General features: G+C 73.5%; 11 protein-coding genes. 2 read left to right on the top strand and 9 right to left on the bottom strand.

The window, feature by feature from the left end; translation table 11 throughout:
• Positions 1–58: 58 nt before the first annotated feature.
• Both LN042_RS04245 and LN042_RS04250 read left to right on the top strand, forming a co-directional pair.
• Positions 59–586, top strand: coding sequence for an acyl-CoA thioesterase (locus LN042_RS04245; RefSeq protein WP_230048544.1), 528 nt, complete (start codon positions 59–61; stop codon positions 584–586).
• Entirely contained in the window at positions 583–1347 is a 765-nt protein-coding gene (locus LN042_RS04250; protein WP_230048545.1) for a DUF8010 domain-containing protein, read from the top strand. Before LN042_RS04245 ends, LN042_RS04250 begins: the two co-directional genes overlap by 4 nt.
• A gap of 123 nt (positions 1348–1470) precedes the next feature.
• Here LN042_RS04250 and LN042_RS04255 read toward each other — a convergent pair whose 3' ends face one another.
• The 9 genes from LN042_RS04255 to LN042_RS04295 form a co-directional block, all read right to left on the bottom strand.
• A complete protein-coding gene (locus LN042_RS04255; RefSeq protein WP_230048978.1) occupies positions 1471–2376 on the bottom strand; it encodes an ABC transporter ATP-binding protein in 906 nt (301 codons plus the stop codon).
• Positions 2377–2546: 170 nt separating this feature from the next.
• Positions 2547–5780, bottom strand: a complete 3234-nt coding sequence (locus tag LN042_RS04260; protein ID WP_230048980.1) for an FtsX-like permease family protein — start codon at positions 5778–5780, stop codon at positions 2547–2549.
• A gap of 191 nt (positions 5781–5971) precedes the next feature.
• Positions 5972–9325 carry an FtsX-like permease family protein gene (locus LN042_RS04265; protein WP_230048547.1) on the bottom strand — a complete coding sequence of 1118 codons (3354 nt, stop codon included), beginning with the start codon at positions 9323–9325 and terminating at the stop codon, positions 5972–5974.
• A 213-nt stretch (positions 9326–9538) separates the two neighbouring features.
• Positions 9539–9940: a globin gene (locus LN042_RS04270; protein WP_230048549.1), complete on the bottom strand. Its 402-nt coding sequence runs from the start codon at positions 9938–9940 to the stop codon at positions 9539–9541.
• A gap of 157 nt (positions 9941–10097) precedes the next feature.
• A complete protein-coding gene (locus tag LN042_RS04275; RefSeq protein WP_230048551.1) occupies positions 10098–11204 on the bottom strand; it encodes an ABC transporter permease in 1107 nt (368 codons plus the stop codon).
• Positions 11201–12118 carry an ABC transporter ATP-binding protein gene (locus LN042_RS04280; protein ID WP_230048553.1) on the bottom strand — a complete coding sequence of 306 codons (918 nt, stop codon included), beginning with the start codon at positions 12116–12118 and terminating at the stop codon, positions 11201–11203. The genes LN042_RS04275 and LN042_RS04280 overlap by 4 nt, the downstream gene beginning before the upstream one ends.
• 61 nt (positions 12119–12179) lie before the next feature.
• Positions 12180–13307, bottom strand: a complete 1128-nt coding sequence (locus LN042_RS04285; RefSeq protein ID WP_230048554.1) for an FHA domain-containing protein — start codon at positions 13305–13307, stop codon at positions 12180–12182.
• Between the two features lie 164 nt (positions 13308–13471).
• The gene (locus LN042_RS04290; protein WP_230048556.1) at positions 13472–14836 is read right to left on the bottom strand and encodes a vWA domain-containing protein; all 1365 of its coding nucleotides are present in this window, start codon (positions 14834–14836) and stop codon (positions 13472–13474) included.
• A gap of 78 nt (positions 14837–14914) precedes the next feature.
• Positions 14915–16042, bottom strand: coding sequence for a PP2C family protein-serine/threonine phosphatase (locus tag LN042_RS04295; RefSeq protein ID WP_308191758.1), 1128 nt, complete (start codon positions 16040–16042; stop codon positions 14915–14917).
• Between the last annotated feature and the right edge of the window lie 2 nt (positions 16043–16044).

Consider the following 16044-nt stretch of genomic DNA (forward strand, 5'->3'; position numbering starts at 1 on the left):
CACACGAAGGCACCGGCCGGCGCGTGCGGAGCGAAGGTACAGAGGGAGAAAGACACTCGTGGCACGCCACATCTATGCCTGCCCGTTGCGGTGGTCCGACATGGACGCCTTCGGACACGTCAACAACGTGGTCTTCCTGCGCTACCTGGAGGAGGCCCGGATCGACTTCATGTTCCGCCAGGCCGCCGAGGCCGGCGCGGGCGAGTTCGCGGGCGGATCGGTGGTGGCACGCCACGAGATCGACTACAAGCGGCCCCTGGTGCATCGGCCCTCGCCGGTCACCATCGAGACCTGGGTGACCAGGATCGGCGGCGCGTCGGTGACCGTCGCCTACGAGATCAAGGACATCGCGGACGATGGCAGCGAGACCGTCTACATCCGCGCGTCCAGCGTGGTCGTGCCCTACGACCTGAAGGCCGCGCGGCCGCGCCGGATCAGCCCGGTGGAGCGGAAGTTCCTCAGCCGCTTCCTGCCGGACGGCGGTGACGGCGGCGAGGCCGGCCAGGTCGCGGCCGGTGAGGCCGAGAACGGTGAGGCCGAGAACGGCCAGGACGCCGCAGCCGAGGGCGAGAAGGTCGCGGCGTGATCGGCACCGCAGCCCTGACGTTCGCCGACCCGCGGGAGGCGGCGGACCTCGGTGCGTTCCTCAGCCGGTTGCTCCGGTTCGACCGGGCGGCGGCCGTGCGGTTGCTGGCCGTGCCGGAGCCGCGCCCGGTTGACCCGATGGAGCCGGACGAGCAGGGGGAGCCCCGGGAAGCGGGGGAGCGCGCCGGCGGGTCGGCGACGGCGGGCGGTGTGCTCGCCGTCTACGGTCGGCTGCCGCTCGGCGGCAGCGGAGTACTGGCGCTGCGGACCGCCCAGCTGGCCGGCCCGGCCCCGGCCGCCGATGCGACGGTGTCGGCCGGGCAGCTGCTGGACGCAGTCGACGAGGAACGTGGTGCCGTGGTGCTCCCGCCACCGGTGACCGGGCCGGCCTGGGCCGGGATGCTGCCGCCGCGCACCGGCTGGCAGCCGCTCGGCAGCACCGACGTGGACCTGGTGATGCCTCAACTGATGGAATCGGTACGGGAGTTCAAGGTTCGCGCGGACGAGGTGCCGGAGCATCACCGCAGCCGTGCCGTCTTGGACCGGATCGCCGACGAGATCTGGGCGCGCCCGTTGGCCGCCCTGCCCGAAGTGCCGCTGCGGGCGGCGCACGCCGCCTACCGGATCGGCTTCCTGCACCCGGGCGCCCCGCTCACCGCCCACCGGGCGGGCGGCTGGCTGCGCCTCACGGCGCCGCACGGCACGGTCGCGCTGCGCACTGCCGTCCCGGGCGCGGGCCTCGGGCTGACACCGCTCGGCTGAGCAGTCGCACCGAAGGAGTCGCACCCAAGGAGTCGCACGCGAGGAGCCTCCCCGAGCAGGCGCATGCGAGGAGGCCGTCGCCGAGGAGGCGACATGCGAGCAGCCGCCCTGGTGAAGAGCGGCTCAGGCACGACCTCCGCGTTCGTCGGGGCGGACGGCGATGTGGTCGCCGGCGAGGTCCACGGCGACGCGGTGCTCCATGCCCAGGGCAGCGAGGAACTCGCGGGGGAGTTGGACCCGGCCGGTGCGGTCGAGCATCACGTACTCACGCTCGCGGGTGGACTGCCGGCCGTGCTCGTCGGTGAGGGTCTCGCGAAGCACCTCTGAGCTGGTGCGCCCGTCGCGGATCGCCACGGTGCGCCGCACTTCACCGGCGACCATGGGGTCGTGGGTCACGATCACCACAGTGGCGCCGAGCTCGCGGTTGACGGTGCGGAACGCTTCGAAGATCGACGCGGCGGTCTCCGAGTCGAGTTCGCCGGTCGGTTCGTCGGCCAGGACCACGGACGGGTTGTTGGCCATCGCGACCGCGATCGCCACCCGTTGCTGCTCCCCGCCGGAGAGTTGGGTCGGCCGCCGGTCGGCGAGGTGGGCGATGCCGAGCGCGTCCAGTAGCTCGCGAGCCCGGACGGCGCGGCGCTTGGCGCGGCCGGCGGACCAGCGTTCCCCGTTGAGCTGCATCGGCAGCGCCACGTTCTGAGCCGCTGTCAGGAAGGGCATCAGGTTGCGTGCGGTCTGCTGCCACACGAATCCCACCACCTCGCGGCGGTAGCGCAGCCGTTCCTTGGCGGTCATGGTCAGCAGGTCACGGCCGGCGACGGTGGCTGCGCCCGCGGTGGGGGCGTCCAGGCCGGCCAGGATGTTCAGCAGCGTGGATTTGCCGCTGCCCGAGGCTCCGACCAGGGCGATCAGGTCGCCCTTGCGGACCAGCAGGTCGAGCCCTTGGAGGGCCTGGACCTCGACCCGGTCGGCGGTGAAGATCCGTACCACCTGGTCGCAGGCAATGACCGAGTCATGGCCGTAGGTCACCTGGTTGCGGGCGGCCTCGGCGCGGCGGCGAAGCTCGGCGAGGGTGACTTCCCCGCCGGTGTTGCCGGGGGTCGCCTGACGTCCTGCGGCTCCGTCGGTCGCTGCCGCGCTGTCGGTTGTTTCTCCGCTGCCCGGAGGCTGCTGCTCGGTGGTGTCGTTGTCCGGATTGGTCACCGCTGGTCACCCGCTCTCAACTCGGTATTGATCTGCCGCCGCCCGGTCAGTGCCGTTTCCACCAGGATCAGGAGGGTGCAGAGCCCGGCCAGGGCGGCAGCCAGCCAGCACACGGCCGCCGTGTCGGTCCGTAGCCCGCCCGGCACGGCGGCGCCGACCATCGCCGACAGGTTGACCGTCGAGCCGAGCAGCGGCGCGCTCAGGCAGGCGATGCCCGCACCGGCCGCCGCCGCGGTCAGTGCCTGCGGGAGTGCCTCGCACAGGATCAGCGCCACGCCCTGGCGCGGTCGCAGGCCCATGGCTCGCAACCGGGCCAGCAGGGCGGCCCGTTCGGGGGCGGCCCGCAGCAGGGTCAGTAGTAGCGAGAGCAGGCTGTATCCGGCGGCGGTGACGACCGCGGTCCAGAAGAGCTGCTCGGCCGAGTGCTGCAGCGGGTGCCCGCTGATTCCGGCGCTGAGGTCGTCGCTGGTGGCGACGGAGAAGAAGTCGTCCACGCTCAGCGTGCCGGCAGTGCTGCTGGTGGAGGAGCCGCTGGACGGCGTCCCACCGGCCGGTCCCGCACCGGCACCCGGGCTCGCCGAGGCACCGGCACCCGGGCTCGCCGACGCACTCGCACCCGGGCTCGCCGCCCCACCCGACGCACCCTGGTCGGCACCCGCACCCGACGCACCCTGGTCGGCACCCGCACCCGACGCACCCTGGTCGGCACCCGCACCCGCACCCGCACCCGCACCGGCGCTCGCCGTCACGTCCGCGCTCCCGTGCTGGTCGGCCGTCAACTCACCGCTGAGCAGCGCCCGTAGGGCGGTGCTGCTGATGCCGTCGCCAGTGCCGAACCAGGCGTTGGGGTTGTCCACCAGGTACTTGGCGCTGGGTAGTTGTCGGGCGACGGCGGCGCTGGAGACGATCAGCACCGGGCGCGGACCGCCGGCCGGCAGGGCCAGCGAGCCGTGGGTGGTGCCGACCACGTGGTAGCGCAGTTCGCCGTAGGCCGCGGGCAGTGAGACGGCCTGGTCGCCGGTGCCGAGCCGGTCCGCGATCTGGTCGGTGACGATCGCGGGCACCGCCGCATCGGGTGTGGCGGTGGGCTGTTCGAGTAGCGTCGGGTCGATCTGGCCGTAGCCCACTCGGCCGGCCAGGGCCGCGTACGAGGCCGGGTCGACGATCAGCATCATGCTGCCGCTGACCTGGCCGCCGAGCGAGGCATCGCGGTCGAGGAACATGGCGGTACCACCGTGCACCCCGGGCAGTTTGGCCACCGCGGCCAGGAAGCCGGGCGGCAGCGTGGTCTCGTCGTTGCCGGTCACCCGGGCGTCCGCGCCGAGCATCTGCCGGACCGCCACCTGCCGTTGCCGGGTCGCGGAGTCGAGCACGGTCACGCCGAATCCGGCCGTGGTGACCGCGAGCACCAGTGCGAGCAGCGGCAGCACGCTGGGCGCCCGCCCCCCGGCCCCCCGATCACCGCCGGCGCCCTGCCCGCCGCCGACCCCACCGGCCCGGGTGGCGCGGGCCAGCCCGAGGAACCCGAGCGCCCCCCTGCCCCGCCGGGCCAGCAGCGCGGCCGGTGACAGCAGCAGTGGGAAGATCCGGGCCAGCAGCACCGCACCGGCCAGCGCGAGCAGCAGCGGTGCCGAGCTCAGCAGCAGGTCCAGCGAGCTGCCGGGCGGTGTCACCCCGCGCCGGCGCACCGCGACCACCGCGCCGACGGCCAGCGTGAGCACACCGAGTTCCGCGACCAGCCGCCGCGGTTCGCCGAGCGCTCGCACGATGGACGCGCGCCGCCGGCCGGCCGTCCGTTCCGGTCGCCGGTTCCGGCCGCCGCGCGGCCCGTGGTCGCGCAGCATCAGCAGGGCGCGGATCGGGAAGGGCAGCAGCGAGGCCAGGCCGGTCGCCGCGCCGAGCAGCACCGCAGCCCCCCAGCGCGGTGACGGCAGCAGTACCAGGGCGAGCGCGGTGCCGAGCACGGCGGCGGGCAGCACCGGCACCGCGGTCTCGGCGAGCAGCCGTCCGCCGATGCCCCGCAGCGAGCCGCCCCGGGCCCGTAGCAGCAGGAGTTCGGACTGCCTGCGGTCGACCGCGAGGCCGGCCGCCAGCGCCAGCAGCACCAGCGCGACCGATCCCGCGCCGACCGGCCCGATCGCGTAGATCGGGGCGGCCGCCGCCTGCTCCTGCAGCGCCTGGGTGAACACGCCGGGCAGTTGGGAATCGATCCCCATCGACGGTACGCCGACCTGGTCGCGCAGGGTGGCGGCGCGTTGGCCGTTGAGGATCGAGCTCACCAACTGCTGGGCGGCGGGCACCTGGGCGGCGTGCAGGTGGTGCGCGTCGACCGGGATGTTCCAGAACAGCTCGGAGTGGGCGTAGTCGGGCAGCACACTCATCAACTGCTCGTTGATGAAGGCACTGGCGTTCCAGTACTGCAGGGGCGGCTTGTCCGGGGTGGAGGCGATGCAGGCACTGACGACGCAGGGTGCGCTGTTCCAGAACGGGTCGTTCGGGTCGTTGGGTTGGAAGAGGCCGACCACCTGGAGCTTGGCGGTGCTCGGCGCCCTGCTCTCGTGCAGCACCCCCGGCGCCCCCGGAGCAGTGAGGAACGCGCCCAGTCGGACGCCGAGTTGATCGGCGGTCGTCTTGGACATCATGACCTCGTAGGACTGGCCGCCGATTCCGGGCAGTCCTTCTGTCGGCAGCGGTGCCCGGCCTTGGACCACCGTCACGTGGGAGAGCTGTCCGACGATGCCGAACAGGTTGAGTTGGGGGTCGACCTCATCCACTCGGGACAGTCCGGGATCGGTCAGTGGACGCCCTTTGATCGAGTGGGCGCCGAAGGAGGCGTTCTGCGGGTTCGGTGCCAGCGGGGCGATCAGCTGCCGCTGGATCTTGCTCGCCGTGGCGCTGACGCTGGACGGGCTGAACATTGCCGTGGCGGAGCCGCCGTCACTGGTGTGGTCGGTGTCGAGGACCGTGGCGGAGACACCGCGCTCGGCCCCCGGCAGGGCGGCCAGCAGTCGGGTCACCTCCCGGTCGGCGTCGCGGTCCAGGGTCCGGGGGAGCGCGGTGGCCAGGAAGCTGGTGCCCAGCACCAGCACGGTCATCAACGCGGCGGCGGCTCGGCTGGTGCGCAGCCGGGTGCGCACCCAGGGCGCCGGGTTCCGGCCGGCCCGCCGTCCGGCCCCACGACCGCTCCCCGGCGAGTCGACGTGGTCGCGGCCCACATCTCCTGCGCTCACATGTCCTCCGCTCACGTCTCCTGCGCTCCCGGCTCCTCGGCTCCCGCCCCCTGTGCTCCCGCCCCCTGTGCTCCCGCCTCCTGCGCTCCCGCCTCCTCCGCTCACGTCTCCGCGGCGCACGCCTCCTCGGCTCCCGTCTCCTGCGCTCCCGCCTCCTCCACTCACGTCTCCTCCACTCCCGTCTCCTCGGCTCACATCTCCTCCGAGTGGCGTAGGCGCGTGGTGGTCTCGGCGGCGCGGCCCGGCCGCAGGATCCGGTGGACGGTGTGCAGGACCGGTAGCGCGGCGATGGCTGCCAGCAGTACCAGCACCTGCCCGACCGGCAGGACCACCAGCGCGGTCGGGACCGGTCGCCGGGCGGTGGGAGTGAGGACGGTGAGCGGTACCACGAGGTGGACCAGTGCCGTGCCGAGCAGGGCGCCGAGTCCGAGTCCCAGCCCGATCAGGATCGCCTGTTCGCTGGCGGCGGTGCGGGCCAGTTGCCGGTGCGGGGTGCCGAGGGCGCGCAGCACCGCGAATTCGGCGGCCCGTTCGGTGGCGGCGCCGATGGCCGCGGCGGCGAAGCCGATCGCGGCGAGTACGGCGGCGGCGATGGTGAGTGCGAGCAGTCCGGTCTGCGGGGCGGCGGTCAGCGGGTCGGCCCGCATGCCCGCCACCAGGTCGGCGTCCAGCTGGAGCTGGCCCGAGACCGCGCTGGTGCGCAGGGCGGCGGCCAGGGCGGCGGGCTGGGGGTCGCCCGGGCCCCGGCTGGGCAGCCACCACTCGGTGGGGCCCAGCGGGCTGTCGTTCTGGTTGGTGATGACGCGGTCGATGGTGTGCAGGTCGGCGAGGAGGGCGTTGGCGGGCCCGCCGGTGGGGCTGCCGGTGGTGGGCAGGGCTGCCACCACCCCGGTGATCTTGAATGTCAGCTGGTCGGTGCCGATCTGCATCGGGATCTCGTCGTCGAGTTCGGCGCCGGCGGCGGTCAGGAAGTCCTTGGTGGCCAGCGCGGGGATGATCGCGGGCGGGGCGGTGTCGCGGCCGGACAGCTGGGCCGTGGCGACCGGGGCGGCGTTGCCGACAGCGGTGGTCAGGGTCATGGCGAGCAGGTCCTGCGGGTTCGCGGGGGTGACCGCGGCGTCGTCCTGGGTGTGCTGCGCGGCCGGGTCGTGGTCGGCCAGCTGCCACCGCAGGCGGTCGGGGCGGCCGAGCGGCCGGCTGGGCGTGCCGTCGGCCGGCCCGGCGGTGAGTCGGTGGACGGTCAGCTGCCGGCTGGCCTTGCCGTCGGTGGTCTCGTAGTAGGCGACCTGGATGCCGGTCACGGTGAGCGGGTAGGCGGGCGTCCCGGCGGGGTGGGCGAAGATGGCGCTCAGATCGGCGGTGACCGTGGCGTCGCCGTTCAACGGCAGGTCGTTGTCCAACGGCGCGGTGAAGACCAGCCCGTAGCGGTCGTGCATCACCAGTTGCAGGCGCGGCGCGGTGGCGGGGGCGGGCGGCGACCACGGCGAGAGGACGGCCGCCGGCCCGGTCACCGTGGTGGCCACGCTGACGTCGAGGGATATCCGCAGCGGCTTGCCGGGCAGCGCGATGCCGTCGGCGCTGCCCGACACCGGGTCGGCGAGCGGACCGTACAGCTGGGCGGGCGTGCGCCCGCCGGTCACGTCCTCGCGCAGCCACACCGAGCTGCTCGCCTGCCGGGTGTCGATGGCCAGCAGCTGACCGGTCTGACCGCCCTTGAGCGGCAGCGCCTGCCGGGAGACCGGGATCACCCGATCGCCACCGGGCAGGGCGCCGAGCAGTCCGGCCTGCCCGAGCGAGGTGAGACCGAGCCCGCTGATCCGCAGCCCGCCGACCGAGCTGAAATCGGCCTGGTCGCGCTGCGAGGCGCTCAGTGTGGCGCCCTGGCCCAGCGCCAGCATGCCCATCGAGACGGCGAGCACCATCAGCAGCACCGGCCCGGCATTGCGGCGCGGCCGCCGGGCGAACTGCCAACCCGACAGCGCGGCCGCCAGCCCCCGGCCGCGGACCGCCCAGCGTTCGCCCAGCCTGGCGACCAGCGGCAGCAGCCGCAGCGTCACCAAGGTGCCGGCACACAGCGCCAGCGTGGGAGCCACCACCAGCACCGGGTCCAGGCCGAGCCGCCCGCCGGCATCGGTGGACAGCGCCCCGCCACCCGCCGCGCCCGAACCGTAGTGATCGAGCTGCAGGTAGGCCAGCCCCGCCAGGACCAGCAGCGCCACATCGGCCCCCGACCGCAGCAGCCCCGAGACCGCCGCCTGCCGCCGCCCGGAGCGGCGCCGCAGCACGGCTCCACCAGCCCGCAGCACATTCGGCACCAGCACGATCAGCACCGCCCCCACGGCAGTGGCCATGGTCACCAGCCACGAGCTCGGCGTCAGCCCGCTGCCCAGCCGCACACCGGTACGCGCCAGCGGCCCCAACCGCCCGACCAACCCCAGCAGCGGCGCCAGCAGCAGCGGCCCCAACAACCCACCGGGCAGCGCCAGCAGCCCCGCCTCCAGCGCGGTGATCCCGGCGATCCGGCGTCGAGCCGCGCCACGCGCGGCGAGCAGCGCGTTCTCCCCCGCCTGCCGCTCCCCCAGCAGCCGGGTGACCAGCAGCAGCGCGGCGACCGCCAGCACCACCAACTGCAGCCCGCCGATCACCAGAGTGGACCGGGCCACCAGCAGATCGTCGTGCAAGTCACCGAGAGCAGCCGGCAGTCGGGTGCTGACCGTGTACCCGCTGGCGCCCTGGAAGTCACCCACCACCTGCGCCACCCGGCTGCGCAGCGCGTCCAGGTCGGCCGCCTTGGCGCTGTCGAAGTCCGCGGTGATCTGCCAGTCGGCGCTCTGCTGGGTGAGCGCCGAGCCGGTGAACGCACTGTCCGGGACCAGCAGCGGGCCGTAGGTGGTGTAGCCGTTGACCGACAACCCGTGCCCGCCCAGCTCGTCCAGCTGCCAGTAGCGATCGGTGATGTCCGTGGGGCGGTAGGTGCCGGTGATCAGCACCTCACGCACCGAGCCGTCGAACCGGTCCACCAGGCGCAACGGCACCGGCAGGGCACCGGCGCGCAACCCGAGCCGGGTGACCGCGACATCGGGCACCGCCACCTCGATCGGCGCCCCCGCGGCAGTGGCCGTAGGTAGGCGGCCGGCGGTCACGGTGACCTGGGCCGGGTCGAGCGAGGACAGGAACGTCAGGTCGGGATCGGCGGGACTACCATCGGCGCTGCGCGGCGCGGGGACCGGCGCGGGCAGGGCGAACGGATGGCTGCGAGCCACCCACCGCACGGCCGTGGGCAGCGAGCCGAACAGGCCACGAGCCAACTGCTGGACCTGGTGCCCGGCCTTGCCGCGCTGCTCGGCGCCGCCATCGACGGCCACATCGACGGTGGCCCGATCACGGTCCTGGACGGAGAGCGCGCGGTGCAGGCCGGCGTCGCCGACCCCGGCCTCGAAGGCGCTCAGCGCGGCCAGCGCGGTCGCGGTGAGCAGGACCGTCAGCATCGCCGCACCAGCCAGTGCGAGTCTGCTGCGCAGCCTGCGCAGGACGAAGCCGCCCATGGACGCTGTCCCTCCCCCGAAGAACCCCCGACAGTGTGGATTCGGGCGCGGGGCGGCGAAGGTGCTTGCCGAGTCGCGGCCTGCGGAGCCCTGGCACCGAATACCGGGCGATGTTGTCAGACTGCGAACTCAGGAGGAAGGGTTCGGCGCAAAAAGTGTCCGGAGCGAAAGCAAATGCACTTCGTACATGTCAAGCAGTCAATTGCCCCCGGATTACTGGGAGTTGACCATCGAAGCCGCGGCGTAGGTCAGGTACTCCCAGAGCTGCCGGTCGGCGGCCGGCGCCAGCTCCAGCTCGTCCAGCGCGTCCCGCATGTGCCGCAGCCAGGCGTCGTGCGCGGCCCGGTCGACCTTGAACGGCACGTGCCGCATCCGCAGCCGCGGGTGTCCGCGCTCCTCGCTGTAGGTGCGCGGCCCTCCCCAGTACTGCATCAGGAAGAGCGCCAGCCGCTCCTCGGCCGGGCCGAGGTCCTCCTCGGGGTACATCGGGCGCAGCAGTTCGTCCCCGGCCACCCCTTGGTAGAAGCGGTGCACCAACCGGCGGAAGGTGGCTTCGCCGCCGACCGCCTCATAGAACGTCTCCTCGCGAGTCTCGCTATGCCCGGTCTCAGTCACCCGACCATGGTCGCAGACCGCGGCCGGAGCCGGAACCGAGACGTCGGTCCTACGACTCCGGCCGCGGAGGGGCGGAAGAACACGGAGGCGTCCCCCAGGAGCCGATGGGAACCAGGAGGAACCCACAGCGACCCCTGGAACGCGGGAGGAGAGGCGGTTACGCGTCGTCCCAGTCGAACAGCCGCCAGGCCAGCGCGGACACCACCAGCGTGAACAGCAGCAGCCCGCCCATGGTCGGCAGGGCGTCGCCCAGCCCGCCGCCCCGGGAGAGCACGCTCTGCGCCGAGGTGACCAGGTACCGCAGCGGGAAGACGTGCGACAACTGCTGGATCCAGCTCGGGGTGTTGTCCAGCGGGAAGAACGCACCGGACAGGAACGACATCGGCAGGATCACCACCTGGTTGATGCCGTTGGCCGCCTCCTCGGTCTTGGCGAGCGCGCCGGTGACCAGCCCGATCGCCATGAAGGCCCAGGTGGCGCAGAGCACCAGCGGGATCACCAGCCACCACTCCCCGGTCAGCTCCAGCCCGAACGTCGGAGTGGTCGCCACCGCCAGGAAGATCGCGGTCTGGGCCAGCGCCACCACCGTGGTCACCAGCACCCGGGAGCCCACGATCGCCCCGATGCTCACCGGAGCCAGTCGCAGCCGCCGCAGCAGCCGCTTCTTGCGCCAGGAGACCAGACTGAGCGACGCGCCGAAGATCGCGCTGGTGGCGATCGCCCAGCCGAGCAGGCCCGGGGTGAGGAACTGGATCGGCTTCAGCGACTGGTCCTCGACCTGGCTGGTGACCAGCGTGTAGGCCGGCCCCTGGTGGGTGGCCTGCTGGTAGACCTGCTGGTCGGCCTGCTGCACCACGCTCTGGACGACCGCCTGCACACCGCCGGCCTTGACCTGGTCGGCGGCGCTGTAGCGGACGATCACCTGCCCGCCCGGCCCCTGCTCGATCAGCGCGTCGTAGTCGCCCTTCTCGACCTGTTTCACCGCGGTGGCCTCGTCCGGCACCTGGTGGATGGTCAGCACCTTGTCGAGGTCGGCCCTGGCGTCCGGCGGCACCGAGTCCAGCACCGCCACCGGCCCGACCTGGGCCACCTTGACGTGCGCCGAGGTGGCGCCCTTGAACAGGAACCCGAACAGCACCAGGAACATCAGCGGCATCAGCAGCGCGAAGAACAGCGCCGTCCGGTCCCGCAGGAAGGCGATCAGCATCACCCGGGAGAGGCCGGCGAAGGCGCCGCTCCGGGACCGGTCGGTCGGCTCGGTCATGCCCGGTACTCCCGTCCGGTGAGGTGCAGGAAGACGTCCTCCAGGGTGGCGCCGCGGACTTCCAGGCCGCGCAGCGCCTGCTGCTCGCCGAGCACCGCCAGCACCGGGCCGGGCAGCCGGGTGGCGATGGACAGCAGCACCCCGTCGTCGTGCACGGCGGTCACCTCGGCGCCGGCCGCGGTGAACAGCTCACGGGCCGCGGCCACGTCCAGCAGGCCGGACTCCACGCTGATCCGCACCGTGTCGTCCAGGTCCCGCACCAGCGCGGCGGGCGCCCCGGTGCGCAGCACCTTGCCGTGGTCCATCACGGCGACCCGGTCGCAGAGCACCTCCGCCTCGTCGAGGTAGTGCGTGGTGAGCAGCACCGTGCGGCCCTCGGCGTTGATGTCGCGCAGCAGGTCCCACAGGTTGCGGCGGGCCTGCGGGTCGAGGCCGGTGGTCGGCTCGTCCAGGAAGACCAGCTCGGGATCGTGCACCAGGGCGCAGGCGATCGACAGGCGCTGCGCCTGGCCGCCGGACATCTTGTCGGTGCGCACCGCTGCGGAGTCGGTCAGCCCGACCCGCTCCAGCCAGCCGTCGGCCTGCCGGGCGCCGACTCCGTAGAACGAGGCGAAGGTGCGGATGGTCTCCCGGGCGGTGAGCCGGTCGAAGAACGCCGAGGCCTGGAACTGCACGCCGATCCGCGGCAGCAGCCTGGGATTGCGCGGCCAGGGCGGCAGCCCCAGCAGCTCGACCCGCCCCTCGTCGGCCTCGCGGATCCCCTCCAGGATCTCCAGGGTGGTGGTCTTGCCCGCGCCGTTGGGCCCGAGCAGTCCGAAGAACTCCCCGGCCCGGACGGTCAGTGACACCCCGTCGACGGCCTGCACGTCCCCGTACCGCTTCCGTATCCCGTCGGCGGTTATCGCTGTCGTCATGGCGCCGACGATAGGGGCCGTCCGGTCCCGCCGACCATAGGCGGGACCGTTCGTCACGGACTCAGGAGCGGTGCACGGTGATGGTGGTCCACGCGCCGATGTGGATCCGGTCGCCGTCGTTGAGCGCCACCGCGGTGTGCGGGGCGATCGGCTCGGAGCCCCCGTTCATCGTGGTGCCGTTGGTGGAGTCCTGGTCGACCAGCACCCAGCTGCCGTCCGGCTGCTCGGCCAGCAGCGCGTGCTGGTGCGAGGCGCCCGGGTCCTCCGGGGGCACCGACAGGTCGATCTCCGGCACGGTGCCGCGGTGCTGGCTGCGCCGGCCGATCCGCAGCTGTCCGCGACCGGTGATCGGGATCCGGCGCTCCGGGCAGTACGGCGGGAAGAACAGCCCGGAGGCCTCCGGGCCGCTGCGGGCCATCATGTCCGTGAAGTACTCGCGGTCCGCGGTGATCACGGCCACCCACTGGGATCTGACCGGCTCGGCCTGCGGCATCTGCTGGGACGGCGGCGCGAGGTAGAACGAGGTGCCGTACTGCTCCAGGTTGGGCTGCGGCGGAATGCCCGACTGCTGGGCCCCCGGCTGCGGCGGAATGCCCGGCTGCTGCGGCGGCACCGCCCGGGACGGCTGCGGGGGCATCCCGGGCTGGCCGGGCTGCGGCATCCCCGGGTGCCCGGCCGGCTGGGCACCCGGCTGACCCGGCTGACCCGGCTGCTGGTACGGCGAGCGGGTGGACGGCGCCGATCCGAACAGGTCCGCGGGAGGGAAGGCCGGGTCGGGCTGCGACGGGTACGCCGAGCCGGGCGGCGGATAGCCGTATCCCGACTGCGACTGCGACTGCGTCGTCGCCGGCCCGGGCTGCGCGGGTCCCGGCGGCGGATAGCCGTAGCCCTGCGGCGCGCCCACCACCGGCATCCCGGGCGAGGTGGACAGCTCGAAGTCGTAGCCGCACTCCTCGCAGTAGCGGCCGGTCTTCGGAGTGCGGCAGATCGGGCAGCCGGCCATGCTCTCGGTGGCCCCGGGGTAGCCACCCGGCACCGGCGGCGCCTGCGGCGGCATGGCCGGCGGCGGGGGCACCGGAGCACCGAACGGCCCGGGGGCCCCGACCGCGGCGGCCGGGTGCATCGAGAGGCCGCAGTAGTCGCAGTAGTCGTCCGACTGCGACTCGTGGCCACCAGGGCAGATCGGCATCAAGTCCCCCACATCTCGGCAGGTCCCGGCCCCCGACGGAACCAGTTTCACGACAGCTTCTCACGATACCGATCTGCCGAGCCGTGGTGAACGGCGGCAGGTCAGCCGGGTACTGCGAAGGCGGCCGCGCGGTGCCGCCTTCCCGGTGCCGCGCCGACCGCCGCTCAGCCCTCGCGCTTCTTGGCGGCGACCCGCACGGTCTTGGTCGAGCGGGTCTCCAGGGTCATCGAGTCGGCTTCGCTGACGTTCTTGCGGAACCTGACCGTGCCCTCCTTGGGGTCGACCACGTCGACCACCTTCTGCAGCAGCTTGAAGGTGCCCTCGTTGCCGGTCTGGTGGGCCAGCCGGACCGCCGCGCCCAGCTTGGCGGTGGCGGTGTCCACGTCGCCGGCCCGGTGCGCCTCCAGGCCCTCCTGGATCGACGAGGCGAGCTCGGCCTGCCCGGTGTAGTGGGCCACCTGCGGGCTGATCCGGGTGGACGAGGCCAGGTCGTCCGTCCACACCGCGCGGACCAGGCCCTGGGCCAGCACCTCGGTGGAGCCGTCGGCACCGGGCAGCACCAGGGAGATCCGGGCGGCCAGCATCTCGTTGCCGACCGCGGCGGACGGCACCTCGACGCAGACGTGGTAGTCGCGGCTCTCGTCGCCCCAGGAGCCGGTCGGGTAGTCGCCGGCCCGCGGCCCGGCCTCGGACCGCCGCTGGGTGAGGTCCTCCAGGTCCGGCGCCACCTGCTTGACGAACTTCACCCGGGCGTTGGCCGGGGTCCAGACCCGCAGGGCCACGTCGGCGACCTGCTTGCCCATCGCGGCGGTCATCATCGAGCGGAAGTCCTCGGCCAGGTCGGCCGGCTCGGCCACGATGTCGGCGGTGCCGAGCAGCGCGGAGGCGATCTTGCGCAGCTCGGCGACCTCCCAGTCGGTGCCGACACCGCGGCAGTCGGCGGTGAAGTGGCCGCTCACCCGGTCCAGGGTCTTCTGCAGGTCCTGCGGCTTCTCGTGCTCGTTGCGGCCGTCGGTCAGCAGGATGCCGTGCCGGATGGTGATGTCGTGGCGGGTCAGGAAGAGCTTGTCGGCCAGTGTGAGCCAGGTGCCGATGGCGGTGCCGCCGCCCGCGGTCAGCTTGCGCAGCGACTGCTTGGCGGCCTCCCGGGTGGCCGGCGAGGCGACGGCCAGCGAGCCGTCGCCCGGGTAGACCTCGCGGGCCTCGTGGGTACCCGCCACCACCGCGAAGGCCACGCCGTCGCGGATGGTGTCGATGGCCACGGCGGTGGCGTCCCTGGCGTTGCGCATCTTGGTCGGCGGGTAGTCCATCGAGCCCGAGCAGTCGACCATGAGGATCACCGCGGCGTCCTGGACGGCGCCGGGCGCGGCGTCGGCGCCCGGGCCCAGCGGCCGTCCGCCGGTGGTGCCGCCGCCGGTGGCGGTGACGGTGACGATGGCGTTGACCTCGCGGGCACCTTCGGCGAGGTACTCGTTCTGGAAGATCTCGGTGGTGAACCTGGGCAGGTTCGACTTGGCAAGACTGGCCATGGCCATACCCCCTGACAAGAGTTGACGATCGGCTCGAGGGCCGTGGAAGGCGCCGGTCGGACGCTGGATGAGCGGGCGTCAGCCCTGCTCGGTGGGGACGGCCGGCGGGAAGCTGGGCATCGGCGGAACGGTCGGCTTGATCACCGGCAGGTCGAGCACGGTGTCCACCCAGCCGGACGCCGGATCCGGCTGCACCGGCAGCACCGCGACGGTGATGTTGTCGTGCCCGCCGGCGGCGACGGCGAACGCCACCAGGGCCCGGGCGGCCCGCAGCGGGTCGGTGCGGGCGTCGGCGCGCACCAGGTCGGCCAGGCTGGTGGCGGCCTCGGCGTAGTTCCACAGGCCGTCGGTGCAGATCAGCAGCACCCCGGGCACGTGCGGGGTGAAGGCGACGGTGTGCGGCACGACCTCGTCGGCGTCCGCGCCCAGCCAGCCGGTGATGGCGTGCGCCCTGGCGTCGGCGTAGGCCTCGGCCTCGGTCATCAGGCCGGCCGCGATCATGCCGGTCGCCCAGGAGTCGTCCTCGGTCAGCCGGTACGGCTCGGCGTCGGTGCGGTCGTCCGGGATCCAGTACGCCCGGCTGTCGCCGACCCAGCCCACGGTGACCACCCCGGCGGCGGCCACCGCGCTGACCACCGTGCAGGCGGGGGAGTTGTGCCCGGGCTCCGGGGCGGTGCCGTCGGCCGCCAGCGCGGCCACCGCGGCGGCGGCGCTGGCGATGGCGCCGCGCATCGCCGGTTCGGCCGCCTCGCCGTGCTCAAGCGCGGTGAGCAGCGCCTCGCCGGCGGCGTCGGCCGCGGTCTGGGACGCCTCGTCGGGCCGGGAGGCGGAGGACACCCCGTCGCAGACCACCGCGACCACGGCGGGCCGGCCGTCCGGCAGCGAGGTGGCGGCCAGCGTGAAGGAGTCCTCGTTGCGGTGGTGGCGCACCCCGCGGTCGCTGACGCCGGCGCCGCCCGCCAGCGAGCGCTCCACGTGGTCGCGGGGGCTCGGCTGGGCCATCCCGCAGGCTTCGCAGAAGCCGTCGCCGCCCACCAGCCCGGCACCGCAGTGCACGCAGACCGGCCCGGCCGCCGGGGGCAGCGCGGAGTCGGCCCCGGCCGCCGGGGCGGGCACGGGTGGTGCGGCGACCAGGCTCGTCCCGCAGTTCTCGCAGAAGACGTCCGCTGGGTCGAGCGGTTCGCCGCAGCCCGGACACTCGGTCATCG

It is taken from the genome of Kitasatospora humi (assembly GCF_020907985.1).
Lineage (GTDB): Bacteria > Actinomycetota > Actinomycetes > Streptomycetales > Streptomycetaceae > Kitasatospora > Kitasatospora humi.